The sequence below is a fragment of the Pseudomonas sp. 478 genome, from assembly GCF_003254125.1.
GTDB lineage: Bacteria > Pseudomonadota > Gammaproteobacteria > Pseudomonadales > Pseudomonadaceae > Aquipseudomonas.
In genome coordinates this window covers 142,281-159,930 of sequence record NZ_QKZG01000011.1, presented here as the reverse complement: position 1 = coordinate 159,930, position 17,650 = coordinate 142,281, and the positions used below count along the sequence as shown (strand labels likewise).

20 protein-coding genes are annotated in these 17,650 nt (G+C 57.2%); 12 read left to right on the top strand and 8 right to left on the bottom strand.

The window, feature by feature from the left end; genetic code table 11:
• Positions 1 to 317: 317 nt before the first annotated feature.
• The 4 genes from DFS28_RS22680 to DFS28_RS22670 all read left to right on the top strand — a co-directional run bounded on the left by DFS28_RS22680 (position 318) and on the right by DFS28_RS22670 (position 4,114).
• Complete coding sequence (locus DFS28_RS22680; RefSeq protein ID WP_008034875.1) at positions 318 to 1,568, top strand: ribonucleotide-diphosphate reductase subunit beta; 1,251 nt, start codon at positions 318 to 320, stop codon at positions 1,566 to 1,568.
• Positions 1,569 to 2,004: 436 nt separating this feature from the next.
• Complete coding sequence (locus DFS28_RS30455; protein ID WP_132834341.1) at positions 2,005 to 2,295, top strand: hypothetical protein; 291 nt, start codon at positions 2,005 to 2,007, stop codon at positions 2,293 to 2,295.
• 461 nt (positions 2,296 to 2,756) lie between these two features.
• Entirely contained in the window at positions 2,757 to 3,290 is a 534-nt protein-coding gene (locus DFS28_RS22675) for a Bro-N domain-containing protein (RefSeq protein WP_111451525.1), read from the top strand.
• Positions 3,291 to 3,400: 110 nt separating this feature from the next.
• Entirely contained in the window at positions 3,401 to 4,114 is a 714-nt protein-coding gene (locus DFS28_RS22670; RefSeq protein ID WP_111451524.1) for an HNH endonuclease, read from the top strand.
• Positions 4,115 to 4,245: 131 nt separating this feature from the next.
• On the opposite strand, the gene DFS28_RS22665 is transcribed toward DFS28_RS22670, so the two are convergent.
• Positions 4,246 to 4,704, bottom strand: a complete 459-nt coding sequence (locus DFS28_RS22665) for an aspartate carbamoyltransferase (protein WP_218281369.1) — start codon at positions 4,702 to 4,704, stop codon at positions 4,246 to 4,248.
• Between the two features lie 111 nt (positions 4,705 to 4,815).
• Complete coding sequence (gene arsA, locus DFS28_RS22660; RefSeq protein WP_111451523.1) at positions 4,816 to 6,573, bottom strand: arsenical pump-driving ATPase; 1,758 nt, start codon at positions 6,571 to 6,573, stop codon at positions 4,816 to 4,818.
• A gap of 148 nt (positions 6,574 to 6,721) precedes the next feature.
• On the opposite strand from arsA, the gene DFS28_RS22655 reads away from it, so the two are divergent.
• A complete protein-coding gene (locus DFS28_RS22655) occupies positions 6,722 to 7,711 on the top strand; it encodes a hypothetical protein (protein WP_111451522.1) in 990 nt (329 codons plus the stop codon).
• A gap of 14 nt (positions 7,712 to 7,725) precedes the next feature.
• On the opposite strand, the gene DFS28_RS22650 is transcribed toward DFS28_RS22655, so the two are convergent.
• The 3 genes from DFS28_RS22650 to DFS28_RS22640 all read right to left on the bottom strand — a co-directional run bounded on the left by DFS28_RS22650 (position 7,726) and on the right by DFS28_RS22640 (position 9,721).
• Positions 7,726 to 8,430 (bottom strand): hypothetical protein, encoded by a 705-nt coding sequence (locus DFS28_RS22650; RefSeq protein ID WP_111451521.1) that lies wholly within the window; start codon positions 8,428 to 8,430, stop codon positions 7,726 to 7,728.
• A gap of 32 nt (positions 8,431 to 8,462) precedes the next feature.
• On the bottom strand, positions 8,463 to 8,831 hold the full coding sequence (locus DFS28_RS22645; RefSeq protein WP_111451520.1) for a hypothetical protein: 369 nt from the start codon (positions 8,829 to 8,831) through the stop codon (positions 8,463 to 8,465).
• Positions 8,832 to 8,902: 71 nt separating this feature from the next.
• Positions 8,903 to 9,721, bottom strand: coding sequence for a sulfite exporter TauE/SafE family protein (locus tag DFS28_RS22640; protein WP_111451519.1), 819 nt, complete (start codon positions 9,719 to 9,721; stop codon positions 8,903 to 8,905).
• A gap of 270 nt (positions 9,722 to 9,991) precedes the next feature.
• Between DFS28_RS22640 and DFS28_RS22635 the strand changes: the two genes are divergently transcribed.
• Entirely contained in the window at positions 9,992 to 10,759 is a 768-nt protein-coding gene (locus DFS28_RS22635; protein WP_111451518.1) for a helix-turn-helix transcriptional regulator, read from the top strand.
• 93 nt (positions 10,760 to 10,852) lie between these two features.
• Positions 10,853 to 11,170 carry a helix-turn-helix transcriptional regulator gene (locus tag DFS28_RS22630; protein ID WP_111451517.1) on the top strand — a complete coding sequence of 106 codons (318 nt, stop codon included), beginning with the start codon at positions 10,853 to 10,855 and terminating at the stop codon, positions 11,168 to 11,170.
• Positions 11,171 to 11,218: 48 nt separating this feature from the next.
• Here DFS28_RS22630 and DFS28_RS22625 read toward each other — a convergent pair whose 3' ends face one another.
• Positions 11,219 to 12,277 carry an MBL fold metallo-hydrolase gene (locus DFS28_RS22625; protein ID WP_111451516.1) on the bottom strand — a complete coding sequence of 353 codons (1,059 nt, stop codon included), beginning with the start codon at positions 12,275 to 12,277 and terminating at the stop codon, positions 11,219 to 11,221.
• 215 nt (positions 12,278 to 12,492) lie between these two features.
• On the opposite strand from DFS28_RS22625, the gene DFS28_RS22620 reads away from it, so the two are divergent.
• Together DFS28_RS22620 and DFS28_RS22615 are read left to right on the top strand one after the other, a co-directional pair.
• Positions 12,493 to 13,101 (top strand): TetR/AcrR family transcriptional regulator, encoded by a 609-nt coding sequence (locus DFS28_RS22620; protein WP_111451515.1) that lies wholly within the window; start codon positions 12,493 to 12,495, stop codon positions 13,099 to 13,101.
• Positions 13,102 to 13,240: 139 nt separating this feature from the next.
• Positions 13,241 to 13,783 carry a DUF1003 domain-containing protein gene (locus DFS28_RS22615; RefSeq protein WP_111451514.1) on the top strand — a complete coding sequence of 181 codons (543 nt, stop codon included), beginning with the start codon at positions 13,241 to 13,243 and terminating at the stop codon, positions 13,781 to 13,783.
• A gap of 7 nt (positions 13,784 to 13,790) precedes the next feature.
• Here DFS28_RS22615 and DFS28_RS22610 read toward each other — a convergent pair whose 3' ends face one another.
• Positions 13,791 to 14,732, bottom strand: a complete 942-nt coding sequence (locus DFS28_RS22610; protein WP_111451513.1) for a LysR family transcriptional regulator — start codon at positions 14,730 to 14,732, stop codon at positions 13,791 to 13,793.
• Positions 14,733 to 14,747: 15 nt separating this feature from the next.
• Between DFS28_RS22610 and DFS28_RS22605 the strand changes: the two genes are divergently transcribed.
• Both DFS28_RS22605 and DFS28_RS22600 read left to right on the top strand, forming a co-directional pair.
• Positions 14,748 to 15,455 (top strand): CTP synthase, encoded by a 708-nt coding sequence (locus tag DFS28_RS22605; RefSeq protein ID WP_111451512.1) that lies wholly within the window; start codon positions 14,748 to 14,750, stop codon positions 15,453 to 15,455.
• Positions 15,452 to 15,775, top strand: a complete 324-nt coding sequence (locus tag DFS28_RS22600; protein WP_111451511.1) for an antibiotic biosynthesis monooxygenase — start codon at positions 15,452 to 15,454, stop codon at positions 15,773 to 15,775. The genes DFS28_RS22605 and DFS28_RS22600 overlap by 4 nt, the downstream gene beginning before the upstream one ends.
• 126 nt (positions 15,776 to 15,901) lie before the next feature.
• Here the strand turns inward: DFS28_RS22600 and DFS28_RS22595 are convergent, their stop codons facing one another.
• The gene (locus DFS28_RS22595; RefSeq protein ID WP_111451510.1) at positions 15,902 to 16,228 is read right to left on the bottom strand and encodes a DUF2025 family protein; all 327 of its coding nucleotides are present in this window, start codon (positions 16,226 to 16,228) and stop codon (positions 15,902 to 15,904) included.
• 233 nt (positions 16,229 to 16,461) lie between these two features.
• Between DFS28_RS22595 and DFS28_RS22590 the strand changes: the two genes are divergently transcribed.
• Positions 16,462 to 17,589: a glycerophosphodiester phosphodiesterase gene (locus DFS28_RS22590; RefSeq protein WP_111451509.1), complete on the top strand. Its 1,128-nt coding sequence runs from the start codon at positions 16,462 to 16,464 to the stop codon at positions 17,587 to 17,589.
• Positions 17,590 to 17,650 lie beyond the last annotated feature (61 nt).

The window sequence follows — 17,650 nt, the reverse complement described above, 5'->3', positions numbered from 1 at the left end:
ACCGAAAAACCCTCCTTCTCGACCGCTCCATGCGCGGATTCGCCCCACCACGGCAGCAAAAATTTCCCTATAATGCCGCCTTAAACGGGCCTGCAATATTCCCTTACAGGGATAACAGCCAGTCTGAAGCCCACGCCGAAGTCTTCACCGATTTCTGCGCCCCTCAGAGGCTCTCGGAACCCCGTACAAATTTATGTTTATTTGCCTGCGTGTACCGCTGCAAAAAACGCTATCCAACGCGGCCAGTACGGCCGTGTGAAAAACAACCAATCAGTTTTCACACGGGCATCTGGCCCTCACGCAGGAGACGACACGTCATGCTGAGCTGGGACGAATTCGACAAAGAAGACAGCGGCGAAACCGTTGTAAAAGGCGCCAACGCCGGGCACGCCACTGAAGCCAACATGGACCGCCTCGATACCGCTGGTGGCGTTGCGGCTCAAGAAGCCCGCGCTGTAACCGCGTCCGACTCCGCCGCAATCGCCCGTGCAAAAGCTGCCCTGGACAACCTCGACATCGCCGAAGGCCTCGCCGAACTCGAAGGCGCCTCCGCCCGCGTCGCCGTCGACGAAAAGCGCATGATCAACTGCCGCGCCGACCTCAACCAACTCGTACCCTTCAAGTACGACTGGGCCTGGCAGAAGTACCTGGACGGTTGCGCAAACCACTGGATGCCGCAAGAAGTCAACATGACCGCCGACATCGCCCTCTGGAAAGACCCGGAAGGCCTGACCGACGACGAGCGCCGCATCGTCATGCGCAACCTCGGCTTCTTCTCCACCGCTGACTCCCTGGTTGCCAACAACCTGGTACTGGCCGTGTACCGCCTGATCACCAACCCGGAATGCCGCCAGTACATCCTGCGCCAGGCGTTCGAAGAGGCGATCCACACCCACGCCTACCAGTACTGCATCGAATCGTTGGCCATGGATGAAGGCGAGATCTTCAACATGTACCACGAGATCCCATCGGTCGCGAAAAAAGCCACCTGGGGCCTCAAATACACCCGCTCGATCTCCGATCCGAAGTTCGAAACCGGCACCGTCGAAACCGACAAAGAGCTGCTGCGCAACCTGATCGCCTACTACTGCGTTCTGGAAGGCATCTTCTTCTACTGCGGCTTCACCCAGATCCTCTCCATGGGCCGCCGCAACAAAATGACCGGCGTCGCCGAGCAGTTCCAATACATCCTGCGCGACGAATCCATGCACCTGAACTTCGGCATCGACGTGATCAACCAGATCAAAATCGAAAACCCACACTTGTGGGACGCTGAAATGAAGGAAGAAGCGAGCCAGATGATTCTGCAGGGGACTCAACTGGAAATCGAATACGCGCGTGACACCATGCCTCGCGGCGTGTTGGGCATGAACGCGGCGATGATGGAGGACTACCTGAAGTTCATCGCTAACCGTCGTTTGTCGCAGATTGGGTTGAAAGAAGAGTATCCAGGGACGACTAATCCGTTCCCTTGGATGAGCGAGATTATGGACTTGAAGAAAGAGAAGAACTTCTTTGAGACTCGGGTTATTGAGTATCAGACTGGTGGGGCGTTGAGCTGGGATTGATTTGTATGGCCCTGCTGCTCCAATGACAACAGGGCCATAAAAACGTCAAAAGCTGTAATTCAGAAGGCAGAAACAAGAAACCCGCAGCAATCGCGCCAACGATTGCTGCGGGTCTTGACCGCACCATTGAACAGAAGCCCGAGGGTGCGGGCCGTGACTGAAGGAACTCAAATCACGATGCATTAGGAAAATGCGCGACGTGATTATAGACATCTTTCGGACGGTTACAACGGCCTCGCGTCGGAGAATTCGTTATGAACGGATATCCGGTAGCACCGCCAGGATACAGAGCTGTTTTCTGTATGAGCTTTAAGCACTGGCGTAGCGGAAAAGACGTCTTTCGCAAAGACGGGCGTCCTTTCTGCTTCTTTATAAAAGCCTAACCGTGCGGGACAGGCAACTGTCCCGCTCTATAATCACGCCCTGAGTAATTGATATGAAGCAGACAATTATTGATGCTATCAGTAACTTTCAAGTTTTGACATTCATATACAGCGGTATTCCTCGTGTCGTTGAGCCTCATGCCTTCGGCATCTCCCGCACTGGAAAAGAAATACTTCGTTGCTTTCAAACACACGGAGGCCATGTAACTTCCGGTCACAAGTGGGTTCTCTGCGAGATGAGAAAAATCTCTGATTTAAAGGTCTCTGGGACTCGCTTCCAAACTCCTCGATCAGGTTATCGCCGAGGAGATCCAGACATGATTAGTATTTTTGCCCAGCTTTGAAAGCCGGATTGAAATAGCCGCGCTCAGCGCGGCTATTCATTTGGAGTTCTACCAAAATAGGGTCGAAATGGAGTCGTTCAAGCATTAAGCAAAATCTGCTCACAGGTCCCGTATGCTCCTCGACTTGACCCAGCATTTCCAACCACCTACCCTCCTTCCTCCGGCGCCTAAGAAACGCCTCAAGTAGCGGCCTGACCGCTCCCGAAAGATGCGGCTTTTTTGTGCCTATGGATTTCTCGTGGGCGTGAAAAACCTCTGCTATGTCGGGAGTGGGCTAATACAAGACCCGTAAGGGGAATATGTCCGGCCTTCTACTTGGGGTTTCTTAACTCCCGGCGCCTTAGCCCTAAGAAGCTATCAAGTAGAGGTAATGGATATGCCTAAGCGTTTTCCCTTCCTATTGAAGGAAATGACCTACATCTGCACCGCAGACAATTTGCTTCCGCTCCAGGAGGCCGATCATGTCTGATCCTTACATCCCCACAGTTTTTACCCGCCAAAACCTAGAACTCCACGCCCTCCTCCTGGAAAATCAACCATGGTTCTGCGCCCGCGATTTGGGTCGCTTAATGGGTTTCCACCTGAATGATCGCGTGGTCAGCAAATTGGACGAGGATCAGCGGCACACATTGCTGATCGACTACCACGGCCAAGCGGAAAAGAGGCTGATGCTCAGCGAGTCCGGCGTCTATGCGTTGTTGGTCTATCACTACGCGCCGGGGAATCGGTTGTTGCGTGAATGGCTGACTCATCAAGTAGTGCCAGCCTTACGCGATGCGGGGCAGTCGAAGAACGCCGATCGACCGATGCTGAGCTTGTTGGATTGGCCGGAGATGTCGTTGAGTCTGTTGCATTGGCAGGACGAAGGCTGGATTCGGCTGCGGGATATGCCTTATCTGTTGCTCAATCGCACACGGCGGCGGGTACCAGCGGTTAAGCCTTGGTGGCGGAAGGTTTTGGAGGCGTTTCAGTCTTCGAAGCATTCGGTTGGATAGCCTTTGTAGGATCAACTGAAAGAAGCGTCGGTCTTTTCTGTAGGAATTTTCGTAGACAGTCGTAATGGCCACTCAGTATCGTCCGAGGGTTTTCAACCCTCGGCGATTGTATGGACACTGAAAAGAGCAACAGCGATTGGACTGACATTGAGATTCAGGCTGCGGTAGACGCCTATCTCAGCATGTTGTCCCGCGAGCAGAGTGGTCAGAAAGTCGTTAAGACTGAGGAGAATCGCATCCTGCGTGAGGGAGCCTTAGCCGGTCGGACCAAAGGGTCGGTTGAGTTTCGGATGCAGAACATTTCTACGATCATGGTCGAGTTGGGTCGAGAGCCTATCAAGGGCTACAAACCCGCCAAGAATGTCGGCGCGAACGTTGCGCGAAGCATTCGAGAAGCGCTCAACGCTCCAAGTACTTTGACACCTGAGGATTTTGTCCCGACAGCGGACGAGGCAACGCTGGAACAGCGATCTGCCAGACTTGAAAAACAACCGATTAAAGACATGCCGAAAGGGATTGAGAGACCAGAACAGACTCAGTCCAGCGGAAAGTCTTTTGTTCGCGATCCCGAGGTGAGAGCTTGGGTTCGCCAACAGGCTAACGGTAGATGCGAAGGCTGTGGCGAGCCTGCTCCGTTTGAAAAGGATGGCAGGCCGTTTCTTGAGGTTCATCACGTTAAGCATTTGGCACAGGACGGTTCGGATCGGCCAAGCAATGCCGTGGCGCTGTGTCCGAACTGTCATCGACGTTGTCACCATTCCGGTGACCGGGATGAGTTCACTGCCTCACTGTTTCAGAAGGTGGAACGGTTGAAGTTTGAGTGATTAGGCCTGTAGAACTTCATCGGCACATGCGCACGAAGACGGCGAGCGATTTTTGTTCTGGTTCTGACTGTCAAACCTGCTCTACAACGTTTTTACCCAGCCTAAGCCGATCGCCGCCCATGGCCCCTCGTTCACTTGTTCATCATCTCGCTATGATGTGCGTCTCCTTCCATCGCGTCCTTGCCATGGTCGGAAAGCTGGGCATCAAACCACTGGTGAAGCGCCGCTATCAAGGCTGGATCCGAGGTCTTGAAGGCCAACTCGGCGCCACCTTCGATGTCTTTGTAGGTGATCGCCATTTGCCCAGGCTTGGCAGCTTTCAGGTCTGCCAGGCCAGGCATGTCTTGGCCATGGATGTGCGCCGGGCCTGAGAAGTCGCCCTTGAGAAACCGCTCGCGGATGTCTTGAAGGTGCTGGCGAACCCACTGCACTTGGGCAGCATCCGCAGGCTTTTTGACGACCACTTGCTGAATGCCGCCTTCAGCGGTCTTGGTGAAGACATGGGTCGTCGCTGCGAGGCTGAACGGCATGACATCCTTGCCGCGACCTGCAACCTCGGCTTGCCGTTGCGCGTCGTTCGAATGATCCATGGTCTGAGCGTGAAGGTTTGCAGCAAGCGCCGAGAGAATGATTGAGGCAATAGCAGTTTTTAGCACGGTCATTCTCCGATTTTGGAAGAGCGTTGAGCCGACGCTGGCGCGTCAATCCAACAGGCGCTTCAGCGCTGCGACCCCAACAGGTGGCTCCGCCGTCCAGGGCACCACGATGACATCGTGGCTGGTTTGGTCTGCAACCCGCGCCATCTGCTTGCGCTCACTGTCCAGGCGCGCTCGCAGCAGCGGGTCATCGGTGTCTGTGGCCAACAGAGACTTATTGACCACCCAGGCAAACGGTTCGATTTTGGCCCTGCGCAAGTCATCCTGCAGTGCTGCCGCCTGAGACACCGGTGTGGCTTCGGGCAGCGTCACCAGAATGATTTTGGTGTAGTGCGCATCTTGCAGGCGCATCAAAGGCGTGACGATGTGGTCCGAGTCGCCTTTGAATTCCCGAACCATCTGGCGGTGATAGGCGCCTGTGGCATCCATCAGTAGCAGTGAATGACCCGTGGGGGCGGTATCGAGCACCACGAACGACGTCCTGGCTTGAGCAACCACGCGGGAGAACGCGTGGAAGACCGCGACCTCTTCGGTGCAGGGGGATCGTAGATCCTCGATGAGCAAGGCTATTTCATCGTCCGTCAAGGTCGGCGCGCGGGAGGCGACGATCTTGTCCACGTATTTTTGGGTCTCGACCTTGGGGTCGATGCGGCCAACGTCGAGCCCTTGCACATCGGCGTTGAGGGTCACCGCCAGATGCGCCGCAGGGTCCGTGGTGCTCAGGTGCACGGACTTGCCGTGCTGTACCAGGCCCAGGGCGATGGCGGCGGCAATGGTGGTTTTGCCTACTCCCCCTTTGCCCATGACCATGATCAACCCGCGTTCGTCATTCGCAAGCTCGGCAACCAGTTCCGAGAGGGTGTGGTGTTCCAGGGGTGAGCGCGTTTGTGTTGCAGCCGTTGTTGGCCTGGCAAGTTCCGGGGAAAGCAGACTGCGGAGCGCGGGCAAGCCAACGGAATCTACAGCCTTGAGCGAAATGTAGTCGGCTGAAAGCTGGCGCAGCGACGCGGGCATCTCGTCGAGCGCCTGCTGGCCGATCGCTTCGATGGCGGCTGCGATCGGGTCATTCAAGTTGCTGCGTTTGAACACAGCGTTCACCACTAAACGCTGGTTTTCCAGACCCAACTCACGGAGCTCGTCGGAGGAACGCGCAGCCTCGCCCAGTGCGCCTTTGTCAGGACGAGCCACTAGCACGACGGTGGTCAGGGCTGGATTGTTGAGCGCCGCCAACGCCTGATTGAAAAGCTGCTCCTGCATTTTCAACCCCGAGTGCGGCCCCAGGCATGACGCACCACGATCATTGCCTTCCAAAAATCCGCTCCACGCTTTGGGCAGGCTCAACAGCCTGAGCGTGTGCCCCGTGGGCGCGGTATCGAACACGACATGATCATAGGCCGCACCCCCCTGTGACAGGAGGTGGGAGAACTCATCGAACGTTGCGATTTCGGTCGTGCATGCTCCCGAGAGTTGCTCACGCACCAGAGCAATATCTTGATCGCTGGTCTGGGCGCCCATTTGCTCGACCACCCGGGCCCGGTAGTCGATGGCAGCGGTCCCGGGGTCGATGTTGAGCACGAACATTCCAGGCACGTTCGGCACCGCTACAGGCTGATTGCTCAGCTCGACACCGAGCATCTCATCAAGGTTAGAGGCCGCGTCTGTGCTAACCAGCAGCACCTTCTTGCCTGCATCAGCCAAGGCGATTGATACCGCAGTGGAAACCGACGTTTTGCCAACCCCGCCCTTACCAGTGAAGAACATATATTTGGTGGGCTGATCGAGCAGTTTGATGGTGGACTGCATGGCACATTAGCCTCGCTACGGAGCACAATTGAGGCTCAGAGTTTAGACCGATGCTCAGCAGCGCCAACTTTATCTGAAAAACATTCAGTGCAACCCGCCCCACCTCCCGCTATTAATACCCTTCCCCACTCAAGGACCCGAGCCCGCCATGAAATTCGACCTCGCCTACTGCCTCAGCCTCGACGACAAGCTGTCGATCTATGACGTGCGCGATTTGAATTTCGACGAGACCATGGATTTCGACTCCGCCAAAGAACACTTCCAGTGCCCCAACGATGCCTGCCGTTTGGCCTTCGATGCGGCGAATGTGTTGACCACGTTCAACGCCAAAAACGTGAACTACGTGCGCACCCCGCACTTCAAGAACACGCCCAGCACCCGGCATGTGGCGGATTGTCCTTATGTCAGTCTCAAGGCGTCGACATCCGGTGTGGACGCGGACGGTGCGGAAACGGATGACAGTCGCGAGGAGCATTTCCCGTCGGAGTTGTTGCTGACGCGACGCGAGTATGTGCGTAAGCCGTCGAGTCCAGCGGTGGCGGCTGATGTGATGCGGGGCGATTCGAAACCCTCTTCAGCGGCCAGTGACGTCGAACCCCCAAGCCGCGAATCTGCACCAGACAAGACCAGTGTCTTCGCCCACCCGGTGGAGTGTTTTGTGTCGAACTTCGAGGACAAGGAGTTGCTCAAGCGCATGCCGCTGAAGATTGGCGAGCACACGGCGCCTTATGGGTCGTTCTTCAAGAAGATCGAGTATCTGCAGGACAACAAGGGGCTGATTTACTGGGGCAAGATCAAGGAGATCAAGGATTACACCCAGAGCTTTCGTATCGATTTCGAACAGAAGGTCTGGTTCAAGCAAGCGGACGAGGCGAAGAAGAAGCCTTACTCAGTCAACGTTTACTTGAGCAAAAAGCTGATCGACAACTACCGCAAGCGCAAAGCGTTTCTGGAAGAGATCAAGCACGCCAGTGAGAGCGGGAAAGAGTTGTATTGCTTCTTTTATGGCGTGACGCCGGAGTTGAAGATGGTGCCGAGCAAGAAAAACCCCGAGCAGACGTTCGGGGTGTTCAGTGCGAATATTGAGAACCTGGATCACTTTATTGTTCGTGAGGCGCCGGGGTTGGCGGATAAGTAACTTGCTTCATAGCATTATTGCGGTGGCTGGCCCTGCTTCGCGTAGGCCGCTTCCAGCTCCCGTATTTCTCGTTTGACTTCATCACGTCGATTGCGTGCGGCCTGGATGACAGGCTCGTCGAGTCCACAGTACTGACGCATCCAGTGAGCCATCATCTCCTCATCCGGCACTAAATAGCCTTTGACGTTTTTGCTGCCTCTAATGAAGTGGTTCATCTTCGCATCAAAGCGACCAGCCATGATCTCGTCAGTCGGCAAACAACCCCACTCTGCGGCGTAATCCTCAAAGATCCAGGCGATTTCGCCTATATGGCCTTGCGCACTGCGATGACCGCGTTTGTAGAGCCTGTATTGGCGGCAGCTTTCATTGAATCGTTCAAGCATGGAGTCATGACCAACCCATTGCAGGACATCATGGTGCAGTGCATCACGCATCAGTCCGTTCATCCAACGATCAGAAAAACGCTGAATGAAACCTTTAACGTCGGCCTTCTTCGCATCCGCAAAAATCATGCAGTAGCGGGTTTGTATGTGAATGACGAACAGCACGTGTTTGCGTTGCACGGTGATGGCATGGACCAGCCACTGTTCGATGAACTCACCTTGTTCATCGTCCTTGATAACGGGGGATGGCGGTTTTTCCACCGGGGTCATTTTCTTACCCATGTGGACGCGGCTGAAAAAGTTGCTGGCTGCTTCGGTGCAGTTGAAGATCAACATGCAGGATCCTTTTTATGAAAGCTGTACGACTGTCAGTCCTGCCTCACGATCTCATCGACCCATTCGAGCTCATAAGGCCGGCGAACGACATCCGATATGTAGTCCAGCGCATCTTCACTGAGCACTGATAACTCTGCGTCGGTCAGCAAGTCATGCATGACAAACAACCTTAAAGCGATGAGAGCACTGGAGCGGGATTGGCTGTTATGGTCAAAGGCTCGGGACATGTCCTTATTGCGATCATGGATCAAGCCGTAGAGCATTCCGTATCGAGCGTGAGCAGACAAAGCACCGTGCTGGGCAATGGCTTTTGCATCGGCAAGAACACCCTGGCAAAACCGATCGAGCGCAATCTTGCGCAGTTCCTTGAACTTCTTCCAGTCACTTTCGAGGATCGACATGACGTTCTCCTGCGTGAAATCTTGATCAATGCAAAGACTTATTCTTGCGAATAAACCTGCTGATTCCAACCCTACTTGACCCACATACCAAGCATCACCAAAACCAGCAAACCGACATACACCCGCGCATGCATTCGATCCGGTATCCGCCCAATCCACGGCGTAGCCAACCGAATCCCCACCAGCGACCCCACCGTCAACACCGCAAACGCCAGCACATCCACATAACCGACAAACCACGGCCCAAGATCAAACTCGGTAAACCCAGCCATGGCCATGTAAGTCAGCGTCCCGGCCAGCGCCACGGGCAAACTCAGTGGATTGGCCATGGACGTCGCCTGGGACATGCTTAACCCACAACGCCGCAACAACGGCACGGTCATGACGCTGCCGCCTACGCCGAGAAAGGTGGCGATGGTGCCGATTCCTACGCCCCCGCCAGACACTTCTGCCCTTCCCAATCGCCGTGGGATGGCGGTGTTGGGCGCTGTAAGAAAGCCGCGTCGTAACAGGCAATCCGCGATGGTCACGCCCAGGTACGCGATGAAGGCATAGCGAATCACCTCGCCACTGGCCCACATCGCCGCGACGGCGCCGACGACCGCGCCCACGCCGATAAACCCGCCCAACGGCCACAGGTAATGACGAATGAGATTACCGGCGCGGCGGTGTTTTCCGGTGGCGATCGTTGCGTTGACGATCATCACGCAGGTCGAGGTTGCCACAGCAATGTGCATCGCCGATTGGGTGACGGGGTCGTCTGTGCCGTGGCGGGTCATGAGCATGCGGTACAGCAATGGCACAACGACGAAACCGCCGCCGAAGCCGAACAGCACTGCGGTGATGCCGGTCATGCAGCCGAAGAGTGCCAGCAAGAGGTAGAAGAACATCGCGCATCGTCCGTTGGTTGAGAGTGGCCGACGATAGAGCGATGGGGGTTGGCCTATCGCCGGTAAGTTAAGTAAGAGCAATCCTTGTGGGAGCGGGCTTGCTCGCGAAAGCGGTGTGTCAGGCGACATCAATGTTGGCTGTGCCGCCGTCTTCGCGAGCAAGCCCGCTCCCACAAGGATTGCTCTTAACTTACGGATATTAGGGCTTGGCCTGCTTCAGCAAGTCAGCCAATAATATTTGCGTTTACGCCAACCGCTGGATGACGCTTGATGCGCAATGTTTCGATTGATCTGCTGGACGACACGCCACGACCGGTGGTGGCCATCGGCACGGATTACCCCAACGGTCATCTATTGCCGCGCCATACCCATCGACGGGCGCAGTTGTTGTACGGCGCCACCGGGGTGATGCAGGTGAGTACGCACGACGGCAATTGGGTGGTGCCGCCGCAGCGGGCGGTGTGGATTCCGCCGGGGGTGGCGCATGAGGTGTTGATGCTGGGCGTGAGCACCCGCAGTTTGTATATCGAGCCGGGGGCGGTGGATCTGGGGGATCGTTGTCAGGTGATCAGCGTTTCGCCGTTGATGCGGCATTTGCTGATGGAGGCGGTGGAGATCCCGCTGGCGTATGACGAGCGTGGGCGCGACGGTACGCTGATCGGCTTGCTGCTGCATGAACTGGCGCGCAGCACTCACCTGCCGTTGCACATTCCCCTGCCCATCGATGCGCGGCTCCTCACGTTGTGCCAGGGCTTTGTGCAGCGGCCCGACGCTCACCAGTCGCCACAGCAATGGGCCGATCAGTTGCATATCAGCCTGCGCACCTTTAATCGCCTGTTCCGCCAACAGACGGGTCTGAGTTTCAGCCAATGGCGGCAGCGGGCTTGCGTGGTGCTGGCGCTGGCGCGGTTGGTGGGGGGCGAACCGGTGACGCGCATTGCCCTGGATTTTGGCTACGACAGCCCGGCGGCGTTCTCCACGATGTTCCGTCGCATCCTGGGACAAGCGCCAACGACCTGGCTGGAGGGGACGAGATAGAACCGATCAAAAAATGAGTTTGATTCGAGCTCAAAACAACTGTACAAAAACACAGTACATTTTGAATCAGCACTCTTGAGCCCGGAGAACACCATGGCCTCTCTTGCGATGAAAATCACCCTGGAACGTATCGCCCTTTTCCAATTCACCCCCGCGCATAGCGTTCAGGCCCGAGCGATGCTGGGTTGGAGTGTGGAGGAACTGTCTCGGGAATCCGGGGTTTCGGTCGACGCTATTCAGCGATTTGAGGATGAACGCGATGTGCTGGATGTTACGCGTCTGGCGTTGGCTTATCGGTTTGAATCGGAGGGGTTGGTGTTCTTCCCGGGGTTTGCGCCGGGGAGAGGGATGAATGTGAAAGGGACAACGCCTGATCCGGTGGGGCGGGCGGATTATGCGATGGTTGAGTGAGGTGTCGGCCCGGGCCGCTTACAGGGTAAGCAGCCCGGTTTCACATCATCAAGCGTTCTGAGGTTCCACCTGATCGCCAACACTTTCCAACTCCGACCACCAAGTGCTACCCCGCTGCGGATACATCACGTTGAACGCCTGCCCCATCTGCGGCGTGGTAATCGAAACATTCCGCTCCCAGGCCAACGCCAGAATGCGGTCAAAGGGTTCGTACCAGGCGTGCATCGACAAATCGAAGGTGCCGTTATGAATCGGCAGTAACCACCGGCCTTTGAGGTCGATATGCGCTTGCAGGGTTTGCTCCGGCTGCATGTGCACATGCGGCCACTCAACATTGTAGGCACCGGTTTCCATGAGGGTCAGGTCGAACGGGCCGTACTGTTCGCCGATGCGTTTGAAGCCGTCGAAATAACCGCTGTCGCCGCTGAAGAAGATTCGCGTGTCACCGCTGATCATCACCCATGAGGCCCACAGCGTGCTGTTGCCATCGAACAGACCGCGACCGGAAAAGTGCTGCGAAGGTGTGGCGATGAACTGAATACCGTCGACCTCAGTGCCTTGCCACCAGTCCAGTTGCCGGACCTTGCTGGCGTCGATGCCCCATTTGATCAGGGTGTCGCCCACGCCCAACGGCGTGAGGAAGTACTTGGCCTTGTCCGCCAGTTTGAGCACCGCTTGATAATCGAGGTGGTCGTAATGATCGTGGGACAGGATCACCGCTTCAATCGGCGGCAGTTCTTCGAGGCTGATCGGCGGCTGGTGAAAGCGCTTGGGGCCGGCCCATTGCACGGGTGAGGCGCGTTCGGCGAAGACCGGGTCGGTGATCCAGAATTTGTCCTGCAGTTTCAGCAGTACGGTGGAATGGCCGAGGCGGTAAACGCTGTGGTTGGGGGCGGCGATCAACGCTGCTTGAGTCAGGGTTTGTACCGGGACAGGCGCCGTCGGACGGGTGTTATGCGGTTTGTGGAAGATCATGTTCCACATGATGCGCAGGGTTTTGCGAAAGCCTTCGCGCTTTGCCAGCGCATGGTTTCGAAAGAGCCCTTCTACCTGACGGGAAGCTTCAGGCGTGGAGGCGTTGTCCGCAGGGGAAGTTGAAGTGGCCATGACTGAATGACTCCAGGAAAACCACCTGATTCGCAGTTTTCCGCTCGGGACGATAAATGGCCAAGGCACGCACGCATCAGCCGGAGATTCTATTTTTCACTGTGCAGGATTAACAAAACATTACACTGCACAGTGTAGTTTCAAGGTTGCATCAAAGCTGATCACAAGTAAACTGCCAAGTGTAGTTCTCACTTCTTCCTGCCAAAAGCGTACTTATGACAGCTCCACAGCGCCTCACCGACCGAAAACGCGAAGCCATCATTCAGGCGGCGATTGCCGAATTCCGTGCCAACGGTTTCGACATCACCAGCATGGACAAGATCGCTGCCACCGCCGGCGTGTCGAAGCGCACGGTGTACAACCATTTCCCCAGCAAGGAAGAGTTGTTCGCCGAAATCCTCAATCAATTATGGGCGCGGGTGACGGCTGAACAGGAAACGCCCTACCATCCTGACCTGCCGCTGCGCGACCAGATGCGCCGGATGCTGATGGCGAAAATGCAGATGCTGGGCGATGACAACTTTCTCGACCTGGCGCGAGTGGCCATTGCCGCCACCATCCATTCCCCTGAGCGCGCCCAAAATATGGTGTGCCGAATGGGTGAGCGCGAAGAAGGCCTGACCGTATGGATCCGCGCCGCCCAGGCCGATGGTCGTTTGAGACCGGTCGCCCCCGAATTCGCCGCACAACAGATTCAGGGAATGCTCAAATCCTTTGCGTTCTGGCCACAGATTTCCATGGGGCTACCCGGCTTGTCAGCCGAGATGCAGACCACTGTTGTGGAGTCGGCGCTGGACATGTTTCTGGCCTGCTATCAGCTCTAAATCGAGTTGCAATAAATGACAATGTCCGCTGTTTGAGCAGTGATCGGTGGCGCTGAAAAAAACACCGTAATGTGTTTCAGAATGAAACTGGCGCTGGGGCTATAGTGAGCCTCAGTCCCAGCGCCATGCAGAGAGCACCATGACCACCACGACTTCCGACACAAAACCCGCCCACCCCCCAGTTGACCACCTGCGCTTTCATCGCCCCCACGCCCACCTGGCGCCTACCTTTGGCAACGACAAGTTTGCCCTGCGTGCCGAGGCCTTTGCGCGGTTCTTCGGCACGCCGACCTTTCTCGGGGCGCAGACGCTGATCGTGGTGGTATGGATTTGCCTCAACCTGTTCGGCGTGGCCCACTTCGATCTCTACCCGTTCATCCTGCTCAACCTCGCCTTCAGCCTTCAAGCGGCTTATGCCGCGCCGCTGATCCTGTTGGCCCAGACCCGCCAGGCAGCACGTGACAAAGCCCAGTCTGAAGCCGATGCGCTGCATCGCGAAGCACTGGCCGTGGCCAACAGTGAGCGCCAGGCGCAAGCGGCGCAGAACACCGCGCAACTGCTGGAGTTGCTGGAGCAAAACACCCGGCTCACCGAAATGACCAAGGCCCTCACCGAACGCATCGAAAGCCTGACCTCAGAAATGCATCAGCACTTCGTGCACAAGGATCAACCGAAGGTTTAGCGCTCGGTCAAGGCAATCGAAGCGCCCGCCCCAACTCATCGAACAACGTCACCACCGAGCGCAAGGCGCGGCAGTCCGGGCGGGTCAGCAACCAGAGTGCCGTGTCGTAACCGTGTAACGGCTCGCTCAACGGCTGCAGCCCGTCACCGATGAGGAAGTCCGGCAATGCCGCGACACCGAGCCCGGCCCGCACCAGCTCAGTCACCGACAACATGCTGTTGCAGCGATAACCCGGGGTAACGCCGGGCAACTGCTGACGGCGCCACACAACGGTGGGGTGATCGGGTAGGAAGTCGTCCGGGGCGATCCAGGTCAGCGACCCCAAGTCTTCGGAATCGACCGATTTCAGATACGCCTCACTGGCACAGACTCGATAGGACACCTGGGCCAATCGCCGCCCCACCAAGTGCTCGGGCGGCGTTCGAGTCAGGCGCAAGGCGATATCGGCATCCCGGCGGCTGAGGTTGGCGAAGTCGTTGGAGGTACTCAACTCGATGGTCAGCGCCGGGTAACCAGGCATGAACTTCGCCAACGCCGGCAGCAGCAAGCCTTGCAAGACCGAATCGGTGCAGGTCAGGCGCACCGTGCCGCTGATGACTTCACCGCCCTGCTCCACGCCAATGCGCGCCGCCTCCAGCGCCTGTTCGGCCCGCTCAGCCTGCTCGGCCAGGGTTTGCGCCAAGGTGGTGGGCAAGTAGCCGGCGCGGCTTTTTTCGAACAGTTGCTGGCCCAGCGCGGCTTCCAGTCGGCGCACGGCGCGAAATACGGTCGAGACGTCGACCTTCAACAGCGTAGATGCCCGGGCCAGAGAGCCGCCGCGCACCAGCGCGAGGATCAGGGACAGGTCGGGGTAATCCAGTCGATAGTGCATCGGTGCATTGATCAATTGGGATAACGCCAATATTGAGTGCGTGAACGCCAATCTATAGTGGGTGCCAGGAATCAACAAGCGTGGAGCTCACTCATGGAAACCCGCCCAATTCGCATTGCCCTGATCGGCGATTACGACCCGCACGTCACCGCTCACCAGGCCATTCCCGTCGCCCTCGGCATGGCCGCTGAACAGGCGAACACCGACGTGCAGTTCCAATGGTTGGCCACCGACCGCATCAGCGCCGATGCGCCATTGGCTGATTTCGACGGTTTCTGGTGCGTGCCTGCCAGCCCTTACCGCGATATGGACGGTGCGTTGCGGGCGATTCGTTTTGCCCGTGAACAGCAACGGCCGTTCCTGGGTACCTGCGGCGGCTTTCAACACGCCGTACTCGAATACGCCCGAAATGTTCTGGGCTGGGACGATGCCGAACACGGTGAAATATCGCCGGACGCGGCGCGAGCGCTGCTCACGCCACTGACCTGTTCGCTGGTAGAAGCCGTCGACAGCATTCATCTGGTTGAAGGCTCGTTGATCGCCGAGGCGTACGAAAGCGCGGAGATTGTCGAAGGCTATCGCTGTCGCTACGGCGTTAATCCAGCGTTCGAACGTGAGTTGTTGAGCCAACAGTTGTGCGCTGTTGGCCACGATGCTTCAGGTGACTTACGGGCGGTGGAACTCAAAGGGCATCCGTTCTTCGTCGCAACGCTGTTCCAACCTGAACGCGCAGCCCTCAAGGGCACGCTGCCGCCGCTGGTCCGTGCGTTGATCGCAGCCTGCAAGGGGCAGAAGTCATGATCGCCAAGACTGCGCCAGCGCCTTACTACGCGGTGATTTTTACCTCCCTGCGCACCGACGGTGATCACGGTTACGAGCAAGCCGCCACGCGCATGGTCGAACTGGCCCGTGAGCAACCCGGTTTCCTGGGGGTGGAATCGGCTCGGGGTGAAGACGGGCTCGGGATTACGGTGTCCTACTGGGCCAGCGAAGCGGCGATTCTGGCGTGGAAACATCATCCCGAGCACAGTGAGATTCGCGAGCGCGGGCGGTCGACCTGGTATTCGTCTTGTCATACGCGGGTGTGCAAGGTTGAGCGGGCGTATGCGTTCAACCAGTAAATGATGCGGCGCTCTTCCGGCCGTCTTCGCGAGCAAGCCCGCTCCCACATTTGATCTGTGCATCAACACAAATCCAATGTGGGAGCGGGCTTGCTCGCGAAGAGGCCCGCACATTCACCGCAAAACTCAGCCCTGCACCAAACTGCGAACCGCCGAAATCTCCGGCACTTCCCGCCGATTCATGTACACCCGCAACGGCTCGGTGATGTTGATCCGGTCATCGATGTTCTGATCCAGCAACAACTGAATCAACTCACGCTTGAGTGTCATGGCCTGCGCGGAACCTGGGGCCCAGACGAATTCGCTGGTGGGAATAATGCCGTCGTCAGCCACGTCCATGCCGAAGGCGTCTTCGCTGAAACGAACAATGTACTGGCCGGTCTTGCGATTGAGGCCGACGAAGCCTTTGAGTTGGTCGGCGGCCTGACAGATGAGCTCGGAAGTGATGCGCATGATAAACCTCACAGAAGGTCGCAAAGGACCGGTGATCAATGGTTTACACGCAGGGCAAACGAATGGGCGTTCCCTCTGCCGGGGTAACTGCCGGTGCCAAGAGTACTGCAAAGAAGCGCACAAAAGCGCTGAAAAAACTGCTTTAAACACGTTTATGTCGGTCCGGCGATAGCGCAAGCGGCGCTCAGTTGTTAAAAGATACGTCTTTGAAAATCTGCGAAAGGACCTCGACCATGCCTGTTACCTTCACCAAGAGCGCCCTGTTGCTGAGTCTGATGCTGGGCCTCGGCCAGGCACAGGCCGCCAGCGAGCCAAGCCCCACCGCATTGGCAACCCGCACGGGCATCCCGCATCCGGCCGTGATCGCTCACCGTGGCGCGTCCTTCGATGCCCCGGAATCCACCGCCGCCGCCTACAAACTGGCCCGCGATCTGGGCGCCGACTACCTGGAACTGGACGTGCAACGCAGCAAGGATGGCGTGCTGTTCGCCCTGCACGACAACAACCTGCAACGCACCACCGACGTCGCCAGTAAATTCCCTGAGCGCAAGGACAGCCCGGCCAACGAGTTCACCATTGCCGAGCTGAAAACCCTCGATGCCGGCAGCTGGTTCAACGCGGCCTACCCGGATCGCGCGCGTCCTTCGTACGTCGGTCTGAAAATCCTGACCCTGGACGAAATCATCGACATTGCCCAAGGCAATCCGCTGCACAAGCCCGGTCTGTACATCGAAACCAAAGAGCCGAAGCAGTTTCCCGGGATCGAGCGCGATCTCAAGGAAAAACTCCAGGATCGCGGCTGGTTGAGCCCGGCGGGTTCGAAACTGGCGAAGAGCGATCTGGCGGTTGGCCAGGGCAAAGGTAAAGTCGTGCTGCAAACCTTCGAGAAGAGCAGCCTCGAACTGCTCGAGAAGGAAATGCCGAAAGTACCGAAAATCCTCCTGCTGTGGGTCGGCGAAGGCAGCATCGAGCCAAAATCCAAGGTCACGTTTGCCGAGTCCGGCGACAAGGACAAAGCCACTTACTACGCCAAACAACAACCGAAAGACAAAGCCGAATTCCAGCAATGGGTCGAGTACGCCAAAGCCCAGGGCGCGATCGGCACCGGCCCTTCTGCTGCGCTGACCAAGGGTGGCGATCAGAGTTACTCGGACCTGGTGCAACCGTGGATGAACCAGTACACCCACGATCAGGGCTTGTTGGTGCACGTCTACACCATCGACGATGACGTGGATTACCAGAAAGTCATGGACGCCGGCGTCGACGGCATCTTCACCAACCGCGCCAGCGAACTGCTCAAGTTCTACAAACGCCCGGCGGCGGCCAGTGTTGCTCAATTGCTGCAGAACAACGGTTACTGATGAACATGTGAACGATCTATACCCAGTCGCGTTCGGGGAATTAAGGGTGGATTAAGTTGCG